14 protein-coding genes are annotated in these 18,006 nt (G+C 56.7%); 6 read left to right on the top strand and 8 right to left on the bottom strand.

The window, feature by feature from the left end; all coding sequences use genetic code 11:
- Window positions 1-2 precede the first annotated feature (2 nt).
- Complete coding sequence (locus IF205_RS07510) at window positions 3-1,346, bottom strand: hypothetical protein (protein ID WP_259782670.1); 1,344 nt, start codon at window positions 1,344-1,346, stop codon at window positions 3-5.
- A 590-nt stretch (window positions 1,347-1,936) separates the two neighbouring features.
- Between IF205_RS07510 and IF205_RS07515 the strand changes: the two genes are divergently transcribed.
- Window positions 1,937-3,436: a CoA-acylating methylmalonate-semialdehyde dehydrogenase gene (locus IF205_RS07515; RefSeq protein ID WP_259782671.1), complete on the top strand. Its 1,500-nt coding sequence runs from the start codon at window positions 1,937-1,939 to the stop codon at window positions 3,434-3,436.
- A 121-nt stretch (window positions 3,437-3,557) separates the two neighbouring features.
- A complete protein-coding gene (locus IF205_RS07520; RefSeq protein WP_259782672.1) occupies window positions 3,558-4,529 on the top strand; it encodes a DUF1835 domain-containing protein in 972 nt (323 codons plus the stop codon).
- Here the strand turns inward: IF205_RS07520 and IF205_RS07525 are convergent.
- Together IF205_RS07525 and IF205_RS07530 are read right to left on the bottom strand one after the other, a co-directional pair.
- On the bottom strand, window positions 4,526-5,440 hold the full coding sequence (locus IF205_RS07525; RefSeq protein ID WP_259782673.1) for a cation diffusion facilitator family transporter: 915 nt from the start codon (window positions 5,438-5,440) through the stop codon (window positions 4,526-4,528). The two genes, IF205_RS07520 and IF205_RS07525, sit on opposite strands and share 4 nt — an antisense overlap.
- Before the next feature lie 25 nt (window positions 5,441-5,465).
- Window positions 5,466-6,332 carry a LysR substrate-binding domain-containing protein gene (locus IF205_RS07530; RefSeq protein WP_259782674.1) on the bottom strand — a complete coding sequence of 289 codons (867 nt, stop codon included), beginning with the start codon at window positions 6,330-6,332 and terminating at the stop codon, window positions 5,466-5,468.
- Between the two features lie 131 nt (window positions 6,333-6,463).
- Here IF205_RS07530 and IF205_RS07535 point away from each other — a divergent pair, with 131 nt between their 5' ends.
- Genes IF205_RS07535 through phnY form a run of 3 tightly spaced genes read left to right on the top strand, consistent with a single transcriptional unit; the run spans window position 6,464 to window position 10,310 of the window.
- A complete protein-coding gene (locus tag IF205_RS07535) occupies window positions 6,464-7,615 on the top strand; it encodes a 2-aminoethylphosphonate--pyruvate transaminase (protein WP_259782675.1) in 1,152 nt (383 codons plus the stop codon).
- 11 nt (window positions 7,616-7,626) lie between these two features.
- Window positions 7,627-8,859, top strand: a complete 1,233-nt coding sequence (phnA, locus tag IF205_RS07540) for a phosphonoacetate hydrolase (RefSeq protein ID WP_259782676.1) — start codon at window positions 7,627-7,629, stop codon at window positions 8,857-8,859.
- A gap of 17 nt (window positions 8,860-8,876) precedes the next feature.
- Window positions 8,877-10,310, top strand: a complete 1,434-nt coding sequence (phnY, locus tag IF205_RS07545) for a phosphonoacetaldehyde dehydrogenase (protein ID WP_259782677.1) — start codon at window positions 8,877-8,879, stop codon at window positions 10,308-10,310.
- 89 nt (window positions 10,311-10,399) lie between these two features.
- Here phnY and IF205_RS07550 read toward each other — a convergent pair whose 3' ends face one another.
- A complete protein-coding gene (locus tag IF205_RS07550; protein WP_259782678.1) occupies window positions 10,400-10,627 on the bottom strand; it encodes an EF-hand domain-containing protein in 228 nt (75 codons plus the stop codon).
- Between the two features lie 397 nt (window positions 10,628-11,024).
- Between IF205_RS07550 and IF205_RS07555 the strand changes: the two genes are divergently transcribed.
- Entirely contained in the window at window positions 11,025-12,977 is a 1,953-nt protein-coding gene (locus tag IF205_RS07555; RefSeq protein WP_259782679.1) for a peptidoglycan-binding domain-containing protein, read from the top strand.
- A 40-nt stretch (window positions 12,978-13,017) separates the two neighbouring features.
- On the opposite strand, the gene IF205_RS07560 is transcribed toward IF205_RS07555, so the two are convergent.
- The 4 genes from IF205_RS07560 to IF205_RS07575 form a co-directional block, all read right to left on the bottom strand.
- Complete coding sequence (locus IF205_RS07560; RefSeq protein ID WP_259782680.1) at window positions 13,018-14,367, bottom strand: 8-oxoguanine deaminase; 1,350 nt, start codon at window positions 14,365-14,367, stop codon at window positions 13,018-13,020.
- A gap of 63 nt (window positions 14,368-14,430) precedes the next feature.
- Window positions 14,431-15,366 (bottom strand): LysR family transcriptional regulator, encoded by a 936-nt coding sequence (locus IF205_RS07565; RefSeq protein WP_259782681.1) that lies wholly within the window; start codon window positions 15,364-15,366, stop codon window positions 14,431-14,433.
- Window positions 15,367-15,454: 88 nt separating this feature from the next.
- Window positions 15,455-16,174, bottom strand: a complete 720-nt coding sequence (locus IF205_RS07570; protein WP_259782682.1) for a glycerophosphodiester phosphodiesterase family protein — start codon at window positions 16,172-16,174, stop codon at window positions 15,455-15,457.
- Between the two features lie 130 nt (window positions 16,175-16,304).
- A complete protein-coding gene (locus IF205_RS07575) occupies window positions 16,305-18,005 on the bottom strand; it encodes a putative 2-aminoethylphosphonate ABC transporter permease subunit (RefSeq protein WP_259782683.1) in 1,701 nt (566 codons plus the stop codon).
- Between the last annotated feature and the right edge of the window lies 1 nt (window position 18,006).

Consider the following 18,006-nt stretch of genomic DNA (forward strand, 5'->3'; position numbering starts at 1 on the left):
TCTTAGGCGTTGGTGGCGGTGATGTGGGAGTGCAGCGGTGCGGAAAGCCGCTGAACGGCGTGCCGGATGCCTTGCTGTATTTTTCGGGAAAGACCACACAGGGCCTTTGTCCAGGTGGTGCGGGGCTGGCTTTTCTCCAGCTTCCAGCGCGCTGCTGTCACGTGGTCATGGCTTGGGTTCAACTGGTCCAGCTGATTCCGGATTTTGCCGATGACGTCCTTGTTTTCCGGGAAGGCCCGGTCGGTCCAGAAACGACGGTCGGGATCGAAGTAACCGGCCTCTTCAAGGAAGGAGACGCCGAAATAATAGGCGGCCTCCTGGGAGTTGTAGAATTTGCTGTCCATATGAAAGCGCCCTTCATCGTCCATCGAACGATCGAGGCAATAATCCAGCATATGTTGAATTTCCGTGCTGGCGCGGGTCCGTTCCGCCGCCGTCATTTGCGGCCAGCCAAAACGGAAGATTTTGGCTACGTCGTAATTGTTGTGGTTGTTGTATCGCCCGTCATGCAGCCAGCCGCGGGGATAGCTCTTCGCCTTGTTGGCAAAGGTTGTGTCGATGATTTCGGGCCAGTGGTTCACCTGGCCCTTGCGATAGGAGATAACATGGAAGGTAAAGCTCAGATCGTCGTAGCGGTGGATGCGCCCGTTCGACTTGTACCAGGGCCCCCAATAGCCGGTTTCCGGATTCTGTGACTGGTCCAGAAACTCCCGGAAGCTGTCGATATAATCCTGATCGAGGTCAATGCCTTTGACATGCTGCTGCACATAGTTGCGAAGGCCCGATTTGAAGCATATCTGTCCCAGACAGGTCAGTACGGCCCCGAATTCATCGCGCTGGTTCCGCCCGGTCGCGGCGATATCGGAAACGCGCAACCTTTCCAGGTATTCAATCATCTTGTTGCGTGTTGAGACCGGCTCCAGGAAGTCGAGTGCGAACTGGGGGGCTGCCTGGCGTTCCTCCAGTTCATGCAACCTGCCGATTGTTGCGTCGAACTTGTGGTGGAACTCCTTGTAATGCCAGCCCCAGGAACCGTCATAAGGCGACTGGTTGGCAACATAGTCCTGGTCGAATTCCAGGAAGCTGCTTTCCAGCCTTTCCAGAAGTGCGTCCAGCCGTGACCAGTAGGCGGTATATTTGCTCAGCCATTTCGCGTGGATGAAAAGCTGTTGGGAAGCGTGGGTCGCAATTCCGGCTTCGTCCAGGCGCTGGATGTTCCTCGCGGCGCGCTGCAGCTTTTCCAGATAACCGGATAACCGTTTGCTGTAATGCTGATCATAGGAGGCAAAGTCAGAGCTGACGACGCAATGGGCAAGCGCGCCGTGGGCGGCAGGGGTCTGTAACATGCATATCTCCGAGTCATTCGCCCCCGCGAACGAAATGTTCGAAGATGATCGCGCCGCAATCTGTTGAGCCCCCGCATTGCGCCTTTGCGCAATGTCCCCCGTCGGCGATGGATATTTCCCCCACCTTCTAACGATTTCGTATCGCTAGGGGCCCTGGTTAGCCAACCATAGGTTACTAATAATACACGTGTAGATTCTTATCTTTAAACAATAAAGCAACTTGAGCGTGATCAATTTTTAGATTGGTTTTTGCGCGTATTGCACGTAACGGGGGATTTTTCTGCCGGTAGAGACCTTTACCCGGCTCTACATTGCGAAGTGCTGCGGCGAGTATGGTAGGTATCAGGCAGGTTGGAACGCGCTGGCCCTGGCAGAGGCTGACATAATGGCCGTGGTGGCGTCTGCGCACTTCTCTGCCACACGGGGGCACTGCGATTGGTGCGTGGCCTTTCTTTTTGGCATAATGGCGGCGAACAGATCGCTTGACGAATTACCATACGGGTGCGTATGGTTCTGGCAGAAAAAAACACCAATAATTTGTTCGGACCATCTCCACCATACGGTGGCGAATGTTACAGGAGAGCCATGCAATGACTGAAGAATTGAAACACTGGGTCGGCGGGAAAAAGGTCGCAGGGGAAAGCGGTCGTTTTGCCGATGTTTTCAATCCGGCAACGGGCGAAGTGATCGCCAGGGTGCCGCTGGCCAGCCGCGCGGAAGTCGACAAGGTCGTCAAGAACGCGCAGGAAGGGTTCGAGGTCTGGTCGGAGATGGCTGTGCCGAAACGCGCCAGCATCATTTTCCGCTTCCGTGAGCTGCTGGTCCAGAACCAGGACAAGCTGGCGGAAGTTCTCGGTCGTGAGCATGGCAAGACCATCCCGGACGCCAAAGGAGAAATCCAGCGCGGTATTGACGTGACCGAATTCGCCTGCGGTGTGCCGCATCTGATCAAGGGTGAGTTCAACCAGAATGTCGGTGGCAACATCGACCTTTATTCCATCCGCGAACCCCTGGGTGTTGTTGGCGGCATCACGCCGTTCAACTTCCCGGTCATGATCCCGCTCTGGATGGGTGTGATGGCAGTTGCCTGCGGCAATGCTTATGTGAACAAGCCGTCCGAACGTGATCCGTCCTCTGCGGACTTCCTGGCGGAATTGTGGACCGAGGCCGGTTTGCCGGATGGTGTGTGGAACGTCGTTCACGGTGACAAGGAAGCGGTTGACGCGCTGCTGGAACATCCGGATGTCCCGGCAATTTCTTTTGTCGGTTCCACCGGTGTTGGTGAATATATCTACCAGCATGGTTGTGCGAATAACAAACGGGTCCAGGCCTTCTGCGGTGCGAAGAACCATATGGTCATCATGCCGGATGCGGATATGGATCAGGCAGCCGACGCCCTGATCGGTGCCGGTTTCGGCTCGGCAGGCGAGCGTTGCATGGCGATTTCCGTTGCCGTACCGGTGGGTCAGGCAACGCAGGATGCCCTGATCGAACGTCTGGCGCCGAAGGTCGAGGCATTGAAAATCGGTGCCTATAACGACCCGGAAGCAGATATCAACCCGCTGATCACCGTGCAGGCGAAAGAGCGTGTTGAAAGCCTGATTACCAAAGGTGTTGAAGAGGGGGCGGACCTGCTGGTCGATGGCCGTGGGGCACGTCTGCAGGGCTATGAAGGTGGCTTCTTCGTCGGGGCGACGCTGTTCAACAACGTCTCCCGGGAAATGGACATCTACAAGACCGAAATCTTCGGTCCGGTTCTGTCTGTAACCAAGCCGCAGAGCTTCGATAGCGCCGTGCAGATGATCAATGATCACGAATACGGCAATGGCGTTGCGATCTTCACCCGTGACGGCGACAGTGCCCGTGCCTTCTCAAAGCGCGTTGATGTTGGCATGATTGGCGTGAACGTGCCGATCCCGGTGCCGATGGCCTTCCACAACTTTGGCGGCGCGAAGCGTTCCAAGTTTGGCGACACGCAGATGCATGGCCCGGAATCGATCCGCTTCTTCACCAAGATGAAAACGATCTCCAGCCGCTGGCCGAGCGGCATCAAGGAAGGGGCGCAACTGGCGTTCCCGACCAACGACTGATCATCCTGTCTCAGGACTGCTTACAGGGAGGAAGCTGTTGGCTTCCTCCCTTTTCTATTGCGTTGTTAGGTTTCCCTCTTTAGTGGAAAAGGGCTGTTCGGTTTCCTGAAAGGCGGGGAAGATGACATCAACCATTCACATTCGCTGTGGTAGTGACTTGGAGAGGGCCTTGCCGTTGGCCGGGTATGACGGGGATTTCCTGGAATGGACGGATCCTGTCTGCCAAGGGCCGGTCACCGGTCCCGTCGCGGACGACCGTTATTTCGATGCCCGCGCGCGATTTATTGCCGATGACTGGGGCTATGACTACGACGAAACCATCGCCCTGTTGCGGGAGCAGACCCGGCGGCTGGATGCATTGGACGGTTACGATCGGGTGATCCTCTGGTTTGAACATGACATTTTCGATCAGGCGATCCTGATGAGGCTTTGCGCCGAGTTACAGGGGCGGCCTGGGTTACACGACCGCCTGTTCATCCAGACGATCAACAACTTCCCCGGAGAAGAGCGCTTTGTCGGATTCGGTCAGTTGTCACCGGAACAGATTGCCACGCTGAAGGGCCAGGAAAAGCCCGTCACTGCAGATATGCTGGATTTTGGGGCAAAGGCCTGGCGGGCCTATAGTGACAGCGATCCCATGATGTTCTGGCAGCTTTCACAGGCCGCGCCGGAGACTTTTCCTTTCCTGACAGCGGCAGCCAAACGCTTCTTTCAGGACTATCCCTGGACCGGCGACGGGCTGAGCCTGTCGGAGAGGCATTGCCTTCGTGTGATTGCCGGTGGTGTGGAAAAGGCGGGGTATGTGTTCCGCGATACACAGTCGATTCACGAACCGCAGCCCTTTATGGGGGATGTGATGTTCTGGGCGATCCTCAAGCATCTGAGCGCCGCCGACGCGCCAGCAATAACGTGGATTGAGGGGTGGACGGATGCTGTTGAACTCACACCCTTCGGGGAAGATTTGCTGGCCGGGGAGGCCGACTGGACAGCCCGCAACGGTATCGACCGCTGGTTTGGTGGTGTCCACCTGACGGGTAAATCACCGGCCTGGCGTTGGGATGAGGCCGCGCAATCGCCCGTGGCAACGGCCTAGTCATGTGCTCCCTTCGGGAACTGATGAACCATTACTTCCGCCATCGGGTAGGCGGCCTGTATGTCCTTGGTAACGCAATCGGCAATATCGTGAGCGACCTGCAGGCTCAGTTCCGGGGATAATTCCAGGTCCATCTGGATGAAGACGGTCGTTCCGGCCTGACGGGTTCGCAAGTCTCGCACGGCGATTACCTGCGATTGGCTCATCGCCCGTTGGAATATGGCCTCACGATCCGTATCGGGGAGTTCGTGATCCATCAGGACCCTCAGCGCCTCCCGGACGATCCGCCAGGCGTTGAACAGTAGATAGACGGACACCGCCAGCGCAAAGGCCGGGTCCAGATAGGTCCATCCCATCGGTCCGGCCAGCCACAATGTCGCGATGACGCCGATATTGGGAAGCAGGTCCCCGAGGTAATGCAAGGCATCCGCCTTGATCGCGACGGAATCCGTACGTTTCAGGACCATCTGCTGAAAACCCAACAGGCATAGCGTGATGATGATGGATGCAATCATCACTGCCGTCCCGACATCCGAGCTTGTCACCGGTTTGGGTGAATAGAACCGGTTGCTGGCCTCAATCATCAACAGGATCGCGGATGCGGCAATGAAGGCGGATTGGGCCAGCGCGCCAAGGGATTCCGCCTTGCCATGACCGAAACGATGTTCCTTGTCCGCCGGGGTCAGGGCGTGGGCCACGGTTGTCAGGGTGACCAGTGAGGCAAAACAGTCCATCAGAGAGTCAATCAGGCTGGACATCAGCGCCACGGAAGAGGTGACATACCAGGCCCATGTTTTTATCAAAATCAGGATGACGGCTGTCGTGACCGAGGCATAGGTTGCCCAGCGCATCAGTTTCTGATTGCGGTGGTTGCTGTTCTGATTGGTAGGGCTGTTTGCTTCATGCGTCATGACGGCGAAGATCCTGCAAAATCATCTAGCTGGCAAGCCGTTCTGCAATCCGTAGGAACGCGCGGATATTGGCCAGGCGTTTTCGGTCCTTCAGGCAGACGACAAATTCGCCGACGATAAGTTCCTTGTCACGGATAGGCAGGGGGACGAGGTCCGGATCGCTGCCGAATTCACTTTCAAAGACCACACCAATACCAAGACCTGCGGCAACTGCCTCGCGGCAGGCTTCCCGGCTTTGGATTTCCAGAATGCCGCCCGGTCGAACCCCTGATTCCTCAATGGCATTTTCAAAGATTTCACGGGTCACGGACCCCCGTTCCCGCAGGACCAGCTCTTGCCCGTTCAGGTTGGACAGGCTGATGCGGCGTCGTTCGACCAGGGGATGCCCTCTCGGAACAAAGACGACAAGGCGTTCCTTGCGAAAGGGCTGGCTGTGCAGGCGGGGGTCTTCACCCACATTGGCAAGGACGGCGACATCGGTCCGGTATTCCAGGAGGTCTCTCAGGACGGTATCGGCGTTGCCCATGCTAAGCGACAGACGCAACCCCGGATGTTCCTGTTTGATGGCGGCCAGGATCGACATCACATGATGGGGGCTGTCGGTCCCGACGGACAAATGTCCGCGGGTAAGGTCACGCGCCCCGGCCAGCAGGGCCTCGGCCTCTTCTTCCATGCTGAACAGGCGGTTGGTGATTGCCAGCAGGGAATGGCCGAGCTGTGTCGGGACGACCCCGCGGCCGCGCCGGTCGAACAGGCGCACGCCGTAGGCTTCTTCCAGTTCCTTCACCTGGGCGGACAGGGTCGGTTGGGAAACGCGCAGGGCGCGCGCCGCACGCGTGAAACTGCCTTCTTTTGCGACCCTGTGAAAGGCGCGTAACTGGCTGTAGTTCATAGCGATTTCCCTGTCCGGTTTAATATAGGTGTAAGCTATTTATCATATAACGAATATCAATTTGACTTATGATTGTCGAGAGAACATAGCTTTTATAACGTAAAATTCTACCGCCTTTATGGAGAAACATTATGACGGTACGTCCCGCAGCCAGCGAAACAGGTGATCCCCTTCTCTTGACGCCCGGACCTTTGACCACGTCCAAGGCTGTGAAGGAGGTGATGGTTCATGACTGGGGCTCTCGCGATCAGGCCTTTATCGACATTAACCAGGCCGTCCGCGACGGTGTCGTTAAAGTGGCCGGTGGCGAGCGTACGCATACATGCGTGCCCATGCAGGGCAGCGGCACTTTCTCTGTTGAGGCGATGATTACCAGCTTTGTTCCGCGTGACGGCAAGGTCCTGATTCTGGTGAATGGGGCATACGGCAAACGCGCAGGAAAAATTTGCGATTATCATGCACGTGCCTATGTCACCTACGAAACGCCGGAAGATACCCCGCCGTCGGTCGAGGAAATCGGGCGCTTGCTGGACGAAGACAAGGAAATCACCCATGTCTTTGCAGTGCATTGTGAAACCACCAGCGGCATTTTGAACCCGATCAAGGCAATCGCGGATATGGTTCAGGCCAAGGGCCGTCGCCTGCTGGTCGATAGCATGAGTGCCTTTGGCGCGCTGCCGATCGATGCCAAGTCCGTTCATTATGATGCTTTGGCGGCATCCTCCAACAAATGCCTGGAGGGGATCCCGGGCATGGGGTTTGTTGTCTGCCGCCTGAGTGCCCTGGCAGAGACCGAGGGCAATGCCAACGCGTTGACCCTGGACCTGTTTGACCAGTGGAAATCCATGGAGGCCAACAAGCAGTGGCGCTTTACCCCGCCGATCCATGTGATCGTGTCCCTGGACCAGGCCATCAAGGAATTTTTCGCTGAAGGTGGCGTGGAAGGCCGTGGCGGACGTTATGCCAACAACTGCCGTGTGCTGGTTGAGGGAATGCGTGACCTGGGCTTCGAGACCCTGCTGCCTGACGATCTGCAGGCACCGATCATTATTACCTTCCACAAACCGGCTGATGCGAATTTCCACTTCGAGACTTTCTACAACATGCTCGCCGAACGTGGCTATCTGATCTATCCGGGCAAACTGACCGTCGCGGACAGCTTCCGCATCGGCTGCATCGGTCGTCTGCATGAAAGCCATATGCAAGGCGCGGTGGATGCCGTGCGTGAGGTGCTCCGTGAAATGGGCGTGTCCAACTGTGCACCCGCACGGGCCGCAGAATAAGAAAGGGTGACATGATGATTGAAGTGAATGGTCGCCAATATGCAAAACCGGAAAATCCGGTTGTCGTAGTCTGCGTTGACGGTTCCGAGCCGGGGTATATCGAAGAAGCGGTGAAGACGGGCGATGCGCCTTTCTTTGCCAAGGTAATCGAAGGCGGCACAAACCGTTTGGCCAAATGTGTGGTTCCCAGCTTCACGAACCCCAACAACCTGTCCATCGTCACGGGCCGCCCGCCGGAAGTGCATGGCATCTGCGGTAACTTCTTCTATGACACGGAAAGCGATTCCGAGATCATGATGAATGACCCGTCGCTGCTGCGGGTGCCTACCATCTTCAAGGCCTTTCAGGATGCCGGTGCCAAGGTAGCGGTGATTACCGCCAAGGATAAATTGCGCCGTCTTCTGGGCAATGGCCTGACGATGAAAAAGGCAGAGGCCTGCAGCTTTTCGTCTGAGAAATCGGACCAGTGCACCCTGGACGAACATGGTATCGAAGGGGTCAATGCCCTGGTCGGCATGGATGTGCCGTCGGTCTATTCCGCGGAACTGTCCGAGTTTGTCTTTGCCGCCGGTGTGAAAATCATGGAACGGGACCGTCCGGACCTCATGTATCTGTCCACCACGGATTATATCCAGCACAAGCACGCACCGGGCACGCCGGTCGCCAATGCCTTCTATATTATGATGGATAAATATCTGGGCCAGCTCGATGCCATGGGCTGCACCATCATCATCACGGCCGACCATGGCATGAATGCCAAACATAAGGCCGATGGTCAGCCGGATGTGATCTTCCTGCAGGATGTGCTGGATGAATGGTATGGCAAGAACCGCACGCGCGTGATCTGCCCGATCACAGACCCCTATGTGGTTCATCATGGTGCGCTTGGTTCCTATGTCACGGCCTATCTGCCGGAGGACCTGAGCCGGGATGAGGTTCTGGACCGTATCCGTGCCATGGATGGAATCGAAGTGGCGCTGACCCGCGAGGACGCCTGCAGCCGGTTCCAACTGCCACAGGATCGTGTCGGCGACATCGTGGTGGTGTCCAATCAGAATAAGGTGTTGGGCACCAGTGCGGACCGCCATGACCTGAGCCAGTTGAAGGAGCCTCTGCGCTCCCACGGCGGGATTTCCGAACAGAATGTGCCGCTGATGTCCAACAAGGTGACGGACCTGCCGGATGATGCCGCATTGCGTAATTTCGACGCCTTCTTTGTCGGGCTTAATCATACAAAAATCTAAGGATCAGGAGAGAAACGATGGTCGGGCATATTCGCCACGAAACCATGCGGATTGCGGGTAAGAAGGTCGACACCGAAGGTCGCATCGAAGTCCATTATCCCTACACCAATGAAGTGATCGGCACTGTGCCGCGCGGCACCGCGGAACACGCGCGTGAGGCCTTCGAGATTGCCGCCAATTACAAATCCACGCTGAGCCGCTATGAACGTCAGCAGATTTTGTTCCGGGTGGCTGAAATCCTGGAAAGCCGCAAGGACGAGATTTCCGATCTGATCACCCTGGAATCGGGGCTGTGCAAGAAGGATTCACTCTACGAAGTGGGGCGCGCCTATGACGTCTATACGCTCACGGCGCAGATGTGCATCCATGATGATGGGGAGATTTTCTCTTGCGATATCACGCCCCAGGGCAAGAAGCGCAAGATTTTCACCCAGCGTGAACCCTTGAAGGCGATTTCGGCCATCACACCGTTCAATCATCCGCTGAATATGATTAGCCACAAGATCGCGCCCGCGGTGGCAACCAACAACTGCATCGTCTGCAAGCCGACTGAAAAGACGCCGCTGACGGCGCTGTTGCTGGCGGATGTGCTTTATGAGGCTGGTCTGCCGCATGAGATGCTATCCGTAGTCACCGGCTTGCCGGAAGATCTGGGCGATGAGTTTATCACCAACCCGAATATCGAACTGGTGACCTTCACCGGTGGCGTGCCGGTCGGTAAATATATTGCAGAGCGTGCAGGCTACCGCCGGACGGTCCTGGAGCTGGGTGGCAACGCGCCGCTGATCGTCATGGAAGATGCCGATCTGGACAAGGCCGCCGAACTGGCCGTAGCCGGTGCGACCAAGAATTCCGGTCAGCGTTGTACGGCGGTCAAGCGTATCCTTGTGGTCGATAGTGTCGCCGACGAATTTTCCGCCCTTGTCGTGGAAAAGGCGAAGAAGTTGACGGCTGGCGATCCGATGGACCCGAACACCGATGTGGGAACCGTAATCGACGAACCTTCCGCCAAGATGTTTGAGCGTCGTGTGAATGATGCCGTCAAGGTGGGCGCAAAGCTGTTGCACGGTAACAACCGCGAAGGTGCGCTGTTCCCGCCGACAGTGGTGGATCATGTTCCTTTTGATTGCGAACTGGTGCGTGAGGAAACCTTCGGCCCGGCGATCCCGATCGTCCGCTGCCGTGACATTGACCACATCATCGAAGTGGCGAATTCAACCGCCTTTGGCCTGTCGTCCGGTGTGTGCACCGACAATATGAAATATATCCAGCGTTTTATTGCCGAACTGGTGACCGGTACGGTGAACGTCTGGGAGGTTCCAGGCTATCGCATTGAAATGTCGCCCTTTGGCGGGATCAAGGATTCCGGCCTGGGCTACAAGGAAGGTGTGATCGAGGCGATGAAGTCCTACACCAATGTGAAGACTTTCTCGCTGCCCTGGCAGCTTTAAGTCAGCTTCAGGGAAAAATGAAACCCCGCATCGGGGTGATGCGGGGTTTCTGCTGCATGTCGTAATAAGGTGCGTGTGAGGGAGCTGTATTACGACATCAGAGCTTTGAATTCTTCAGCGTTCAGCTGACCGTCTTTGTCAGCGTCTGCTGCGATGAATGCTTCTTCGGTAACGTCGGTGTTAACCGCGCTCAGTTCTTCGAAGGAAACCAGGCTGTCGGCGTTGGCGTCGACAACTTCGAAGGAAACGTCAGCAGCATAAGCAGATGCAGCGGACAGAACGATTGCAGCAACAGCGGCGATGTTGAAGGTCTTCATGACACTCTCCTAAATCTCAATAAAAGTAACCCTGGCATTGGAGGGCGGTTACCGTCTTGGCCCGTCCTTCCGATGACTTGGACTATCGAGTTCAATTGCGGCTGAAAATGTCATGCTTTATGGCTACCCCAAGGCGAAATGGGGCAAAGTTAAGGCATACTATAATACCGTGATTTTACTGTGACACCAAGAAATCAATTGTGACAATTTTGTGCCGCATCTGGAAGTGCGGAAAGACAGGATTGTCACAGGGGCAGTGAGGGTGGTCCGAAGCCCCCGGAGCAAATTGCACCCCATCGTTCCGTAAAGTAGTATTTTCTGATATCATCGGCGTCGATATTGAACGCTGATTTTGGGGGAATTCGGGCAATATTGGTTGATGATGAGGGAGGCCAATATGCGAGTTTGTCTCACGGTAATCGCACTGTTGTTTGCTTTAAGCACCGCCTATGCCGGGTTTTTTGATAATGTGGTCAACCAGGCTGAGCAGGCCACCGGTAAAATCATAGAAGACACCGTGGACTCGGTTATCAACGGTGACAAACAGAAAGCAGATGAGCAAGCGCAGCCGGTTGAGGACAGCCAGCCCACCCCTGCGAACCAGCCTCCACCCCCCGTAAACGACAGGCAATTGGTCAGGGACATACAGACCGAACTTAACAATCATGGCTATAATGCCGGTAAGCCTGACGGACTGTATGGTCCGGGAACGCGAAAAGCGATTGCCGCCTACCAAAGAGACAAGGGACTGGCGGTTGACGGTCAGCCCAGTTCTGCCCTGCTGACAAGCCTGCGGCAGACGCCAAAAACGGAAGTTGTCAGCAAGCCGACACCGGCGCCAGCGGTTGCTGAAGAAGCGAAGCAGAGTGACAATTTGCCAGCCCCCATACCCGTCTCGGCGGCGACGCCCGATGCGTTCACGTTACCCGGCTGCGATGCTATGCAACCTTGGGTTGCAAGTTACAAACGTGGCGAGATGGTGCAGGTGACGCCCCGGGTCGAGGTAGCCTCTCTGCTTCGCCCTGACCTTACCACACCGCTGTTCGGCCTGCCGGCGGAACGCTGGACACATGACCAGTTCTCCTCCGTTTACAAGAAGATGATAGACTGCCGTAACGAAGCCGGAAAAAAGGACAAAACAGCCTTTAACCAGTTTCATCAGGCGGCAAGAGGGGTCAGTAAAGGCGCCAGTGCGATGACGAGGGTTGATCGCTTCCGCAACCGTGCGGCGAAGACGGTGGACAAAATCCTGGATCACCCGGCCTCGCCGGAGTTGCCCAAACTTGTTGATGCCGCCCAGACCGCGCTGCGGGGAGAGGACCCGAGCGAGGCTCTCGCCGTTGATCCGAAACTTGCCTATGTGGCCGGTGACGTGAAGAATTTGCAAAGCTATTGCGATTACCTGACTGACGAGGACCGCGATGCTCTGATTGCCCGCCTTGAGGCCGGTAAGGGGGATGTGATCGCCGCAAGTGCGGCGATCGAGAAGGAGTTGGCTGATGCACGCAAGGCGGTTGCCGAAGCGCCTGCGACACCCGGCGGATTGCAAAGCCTTCAGCAACTGTCCCAGGCACCGGTCCTTGATAAGATCGGCATGGACGAGGCCGCAGCCTTCCGCGAGGAGGTAGCACAGCGCCAACGGGAAATTCGTGCCGAACTTAGCCGCCAGGAGGCAGAGGCCCGGGCGCAAGCGCAGGCAGAGGCAAAACGCCCGATTGATCTGGGGCAGAGGCTTGCCCAACTGATCCGTGGTGAGGATCTGGATGAACTAAGCATCGGTGGTCTCGCCTTGGAAATGCCTGAACAGCAGGCTGTTTCAACCTTGGAACGCGACTGGAAGTTCGAATACAAAGGCGGCCTGAGCATCAATAATGATTTTGTTGCGACAAAGCCGATATTTCCCCTGCTCAAGAAAGAAAGGCGTAACGGTGGCAAGGTTCACTTAGGCATCATGGATGATGGCACACTGGGGCAGGTCCATTATGTCGAATACTACAAGGCAATGATCGTCAGTACGACACCACAGGCCTGGCTGACCAAATATCTTGGGGAGCCCGACAAGGTGAGCGGTGCCAATGGTGGTCGGTTGCTGACCTGGAATCAGGGCGATTTGCATTTCCAGGTGCTGGCGACGAACCAGATCGAAACGGTCTGGCGGTTTGCCGACTACGAAGGGCAACTCACGATTGCCTTGTGGAGCGACGACTATGAGGAGCATCTGGCCGACGTGGGGAAACGTTGCGACAAGCTGCTCGAGGAAAAACGCGGCAAGGGAACGATGAGTGAATCGATTTGGTTCGGTCTGAACTGCGGCCTGGCCGGCGGGGCCAAGGACCACGCCGGGCTATAGAGCCGCTTAGTCTTTGGCCGGTGGTGTGGTCTGTGGTCCCTCAGACCTCCTTAATCAGGTCAGCGGCTTTCTTAGAATGTTGCTGTTGAAGCTCTGTCAGGTCCAGTCCCGGAATCTCGCCGTCGATGACCCGCCATTGGCCGCCAACCATAACGCGGTCTGCGCGATGTGCCCCGCAAAGAAGCAGGGCTGCCAGCGGGTCGCCCGCCCCGGAAAAGCGTAACTCGTCCAGTTTGAACATCGCCAGGTCCGCCTGTTTGCCAGCCTGGATTGTCCCGATATCGTCCCGGCCCAGGCAGCGGGCAGAGCCTTTGGTCGCCCAGCGTAGCGCGTCCCAGTGGGTTACTCTGGATGCACCATATTTCAGCCGTCCAATCATCAATGCCTGACGTATTTCCTGTATCAGATTTGAGCCATCGTTGGAGGCGGAACCATCCACGCCCAGTCCGACCGGCGCACCGGCGGCTTCCAGGTCCAATGTTGCTGCAATGCCGGAGGCAAGCACCATATTCGACGAGGGACAATGGCAGATGCCAACCCCCGCACGGCCCAGCCGCGCGATTTCCTGTTCGGTGAAATAGATACCATGGGCCAGCCAGACATCTCCTGCCATCCAGTCGACGCTTTCCAGATAATCCACCGGCCGCATGCCAAAGACCTGCTGGCAGAATTCATTCTCGTCTTCTGTTTCCGAAAGATGGGTATGCAGGCGAACACCCTTGGAACGCGCAAGGTCCGCCGAGGCGCGCATGAGGTCCGGTGTGACGGAAAAGGGAGAGCAGGGGGCGAGTGCGATCTGCACCATCGCGCCTTCGCGTGCGTCGTGATAGCGGTCAATCAGGCGGAGGCTGTCGGTCAGGATCGTGTCATCATCCTGCACGGTTGATTGCGGTGGCAGGCCACCATCCTCTTCGCCCAGGCTCATGGAACCACGGGTGAGGGTCACGCGCAGGCCCAGCCTGGCAGCCTCCTCTACCTGAATATCAATGCCGTTGGTGAGGCTGGCCGGGAACAGATAGTGATGGTCACTCGCCGAGGTACAGCCTGACAGCAATAGTTCCGCCATGGCAACGCGGCTCGCCAGTGCCATATGTTCCGGCGTCAACCCGGCCCAGATCGGGTAGAGCGCCTTCAGCCAGGGGAACAGTTCCTTGTTCAGGGCAGGCGGGCAGGCCCGTGTCAGCGTCTGGTAAAAATGATGATGAGTGTTGATAAGGCCGGGCAAAACCACATGCTCGCTGGCATCCACTACGTCCATGCCGCCGGAATAGACCGGTTGTTTTCCGCGGCGGACTGTTTCCACAATGCGGTCGTCCTTCACGACGATGCCGCCTTCCGCATTGTCCGCCAGTATTGCCAGCGGGTTTTTGATCCAGAGTGCCTGCGTCATACTTAAAATCCTCATCTTTCGACGGAATTCAATATAGCGGCGGAATGTGTTGCGGAATATTGCTTACATTTGTACAGGCTGTTGCAGAAAATCGAACAGGCGTTGTTCAACGCGCCTGAGGTCACGGCCAATGCGGGGGGCCAGTATTTCTTCCACATGACTGTGATCGCGGTGGGCATTGACGCAAAGCCTCAGATGCTCCGTCAACTGGATGTTACTCTCGATCGGGTGAAAGCACAGGAGATTCCGTGTCACCTCGTCGTAGACGTCCAGGGCAGTAAGAAAGGTGATACCTGTGCCGTTTCGCGCGAGTGTCTTCAGGCTTTCGATGGAGTTGGCGACAATGGCCGGGTGTAAGCGGATTCCAGCGGTAGCCGCGACATGTTCCAATGTCTGAAACAGGCCGAAGCTTTTTTCCGGCAACAGCAGGTCCTGCTTGAGGCAGTCGGACAGCGGCGGGAGCCGGTCGGCGGTGGCAAGGGCATGACTGGGTGAAAATACCAGACCGACAGGAATGTGATAGTCGGCGATGGTCCGGAACTCGGGGAATTCCGGCAGGTCAAAACCCAATGCCAGATCGATCGTTCCTGCCAACAGCTTTTCCGTCAGGACTGAATTGCGTTCAATGTGAACGTCGATCGAAAGCCCGGGAAAATCACGCCGAAGCTCTGTCAGGATTTCCGGCAGAAATTCCCGGCCAAAGCATTCCACGACACCGATGGAAATATGGCCCTGTTTCAGGCCCTTGAGGCTGTCGATGTCGTTTGCGAGCCGGGCAAATCGTTGTTCTGCGGTCTGCAACTCCGCGACGAGCAGCTTGCCTGCATCTGTCAGCCGCATCCCCGTCGGGACGCGGTCGAACAAGGGCGTGTTCAAATGCCATTCCAACTGTTTGAGATGGCGATTGACGGAAGACGCCGACAGGTTGAGCCGGCCCGCGGCCTTGCGGATCGACCCTGCCTCGGCAATGGCGAGGAAACAGCGGGCTGCCTGTGTCATAAGTTGCATGCCCGCCAGCTTCATACGCGATCTGTTTTCGCGCAAGAAAAATCAGTCGGCCCGGCGGGCAAGTGGCTGTATTGCCGCCTTATTTGAAACGGTCGGGATAGTCCGTGAAAACGGATTCAACGCCCCATTCGAACAGTTCGGCGGCACGTTCGGGATCGTTTACCGTGAAGACGCGCACGGGATATCCGGCGTTGGTGAAGGCCGTGCACTGGCGATGCGTCAGGTTCTCCTGGTCACAGTGGACTGCGGTTGCCTTCAATGCGCCCAGACGGTCCTGCCAGTCATCGGGAACGTCTTCGAACAACAAGGCGTGTTCCACTTCCGGAATAACCGCGATTGATGCCTGCAGGGCTTCTTCGGAGAAGCTGGACACAACCGGCGGCGGCAGGATCTTGGGCCAATGTTTCAGAATCTGCTCTGCAACCAGTTTGCCGGTCTCCACATCCTGGCCCTTGGCCGGTTTGACCTCGACATTGGCGCCGACGCCCAAGGCCGCCAGCAGGGAAATGGTTTCCTGGAAGGTCGGAAGCTTCTCGCCGTCGAACTCCGCGCCGAACCATTTGCCGACTTCCAGTGCCTTGATTGCAAAAAGCGGTGTTTCGCTGACAAGGCGTTCGACACCGGCGGTGCGCGCCATGCTGTCGTCGTGATGGATGACCACTTCCTTGTCGGCTGTGAGCGTGCAGTCGAATTCAACACATTTCGCACCCAACTGGGCCGCTTTGGCAAAAGCCGCCAGGGTGTTTTCCGGCGCGTAACCGCTTGCGCCGCGGTGTGCAATGATTTTGGGAAGTGCCATGACGAACCTGTCCGGTATTACAAAGTCAACTCTCAAGTATTCCTGGGCGGTTTTGTAAGGCTTTTGCCTGTTGACCGCAAACTGAAAAAAGCCCCGGAGCAGGTACTCCGGGGCTTTTCTTCGCTTGGTATCAGCGTCGGCGCCATGCGTCCGACTTTTTCTGAATGCCGCGTGTCAGGATCGCATGCAGGATGCGCGCGCCCAGACAGGTATAGGCAATCATCATGGCCATGGCTGCCGCCGGTGCGATGTCACCTGCATCGTCCATGTTCAACACGGCGATGGACGCCAATGCCGTATCTGTCGAATACAGGAAGACCACGGCAGAGACCGTCGTCATGGCATTCATGAACAGATACATGCTGATGTCGAGCATCGCCGGGGCACAGACCGGAACCGTCACCCGCCAGAAGGTCTTGTAGAATGGCGTCTTCAGGCTGGCCGATACGGCCTCGAACTCCCGGTCCATCTGTTGCAGGGCTGTGACTGCCGTCAGGTGGCTGACGGTGTAGAAGTGCGTGATGGTCACGACCACCAGGATTGCCATGGTCGCATAGATGAAGTTCAGCGGGTTGTCCGGGTGGTTGAAGAAGAAGATATAGGACAGACCCAGAACCATGCCCGGTACAGCCAGCGGCACGATTGCCAGCGCCTGCAGGGTTGCGCGACCCCGCTGGAAACCCCGGCCCTTTTCCACCAGATAGGCCCCGAAGAAGATGATGATGGTGCCGAAGAAGGCGGAATAGAGCGCCAGTTTGATGGAGTTGAAGAAGGCATCCCAGCCGCCCCCGTCCATCAGGTCGAAGTTGTAGTTGTTCAGCGACAATTCCAGATTATACGGCCAGAATTTGATGAGGGCCGCATATTGGGCCATGCCGATCATGCCGAGAATGATGATGGCGATTACGCTGCAGAAAGCAAAGCAGGCGAGGTCGCGGCCACGGTCCGGTTTCGGGATGAGCGGAACGGCCTTGGCGGACAACAGGGCGATCTGCTTACGTTGAACAATGCGGTCAACGGCAAAGGCCGCGACGGCGGGCAGCAACAGGACGACGGAAACGACCGCACCCATCTGGAAGTTCAACTGACCGATGACCTGTTTATAGATATCGGTGGCCAGAACGTTATAGTTTCCGCCGATCACCTTGGGCACGCCGAAGTCGGTGAAGACCAGTGTGAAAACCACAAAGCCTGCGGAAATCAGACCGTATTTTGCCCCCGGCAGCGTTACCGTGAAGAACGTTCTGAGCTTGCTGGTGCGAAGCGCGTCGGCGGCCTCGTAAAGGCGCGCATCGGCGATACTTAACGCGGTGATGACGATCATCAGGGCATGCGGGAAAATCCAGTAGCTTGACCCGAAGACAATCCCGATCGGCCCATAGATGGATTCACCCAGAAGAACCTCTTTTGCAACACCCTGGTTGCCAAACCAGTAGACAAGCGAAATCCCCGACAAAAGCGACGGTGCGAGCAGGGGAACCATCGCGACCAGCCGGAAGAATTTCTTGAACGGCATGCAACTTCGCGTCAGCGCATAGCCATAAAAGAAGGCGGTCACCAATACGATGAACGTCGCAAGGACTGATATGAACAGACTGTTGAAGATGGAACTGAAGAGGACCGGGGTCGAGAAGAACTCCACATAGTTGGCCAGGCCGATGAAGTTACCGTCGCTGTCTTCCAGCGATTTGGACATCATGGAGTAAAGCGGCAGCACGACGGCAACGACGAGGAACAGGCCGATCAGCACCATGCAGGTCCGCATGATCCAATCGTCCCGGCTTAGCTTCGGTTTGACGATATCCGCCTTGTTGATGGTGATATCCGACATC

Source organism: Aestuariispira ectoiniformans, assembly GCF_025136295.1.
GTDB lineage: Bacteria > Pseudomonadota > Alphaproteobacteria > UBA8366 > Aestuariispiraceae > Aestuariispira_A > Aestuariispira_A ectoiniformans.

Excerpts from the sequence above, each read along its gene's own strand:
- IF205_RS07510 (WP_259782670.1), bottom strand. The coding sequence starts at position 1,346 with ATGTTACAGACCCCTGCCGCCCACGGCGCGCTTGCCCATTGCGTCGTC.
- IF205_RS07515 (WP_259782671.1), top strand. The coding sequence starts at position 1,937 with ATGACTGAAGAATTGAAACACTGGGTCGGCGGGAAAAAGGTCGCAGGG.
- IF205_RS07520 (WP_259782672.1), top strand. The coding sequence starts at position 3,558 with ATGACATCAACCATTCACATTCGCTGTGGTAGTGACTTGGAGAGGGCC.
- IF205_RS07525 (WP_259782673.1), bottom strand. The coding sequence starts at position 5,440 with ATGACGCATGAAGCAAACAGCCCTACCAATCAGAACAGCAACCACCGC.
- IF205_RS07530 (WP_259782674.1), bottom strand. The coding sequence starts at position 6,332 with ATGAACTACAGCCAGTTACGCGCCTTTCACAGGGTCGCAAAAGAAGGC.
- IF205_RS07535 (WP_259782675.1), top strand. The coding sequence starts at position 6,464 with ATGACGGTACGTCCCGCAGCCAGCGAAACAGGTGATCCCCTTCTCTTG.
- phnA (WP_259782676.1), top strand. The coding sequence starts at position 7,627 with ATGATGATTGAAGTGAATGGTCGCCAATATGCAAAACCGGAAAATCCG.
- phnY (WP_259782677.1), top strand. The coding sequence starts at position 8,877 with ATGGTCGGGCATATTCGCCACGAAACCATGCGGATTGCGGGTAAGAAG.
- IF205_RS07550 (WP_259782678.1), bottom strand. The coding sequence starts at position 10,627 with ATGAAGACCTTCAACATCGCCGCTGTTGCTGCAATCGTTCTGTCCGCT.
- IF205_RS07555 (WP_259782679.1), top strand. The coding sequence starts at position 11,025 with ATGCGAGTTTGTCTCACGGTAATCGCACTGTTGTTTGCTTTAAGCACC.
- IF205_RS07560 (WP_259782680.1), bottom strand. The coding sequence starts at position 14,367 with ATGACGCAGGCACTCTGGATCAAAAACCCGCTGGCAATACTGGCGGAC.
- IF205_RS07565 (WP_259782681.1), bottom strand. The coding sequence starts at position 15,366 with ATGACACAGGCAGCCCGCTGTTTCCTCGCCATTGCCGAGGCAGGGTCG.
- IF205_RS07570 (WP_259782682.1), bottom strand. The coding sequence starts at position 16,174 with ATGGCACTTCCCAAAATCATTGCACACCGCGGCGCAAGCGGTTACGCG.
- IF205_RS07575 (WP_259782683.1), bottom strand. The coding sequence starts at position 18,005 with ATGTCGGATATCACCATCAACAAGGCGGATATCGTCAAACCGAAGCTA.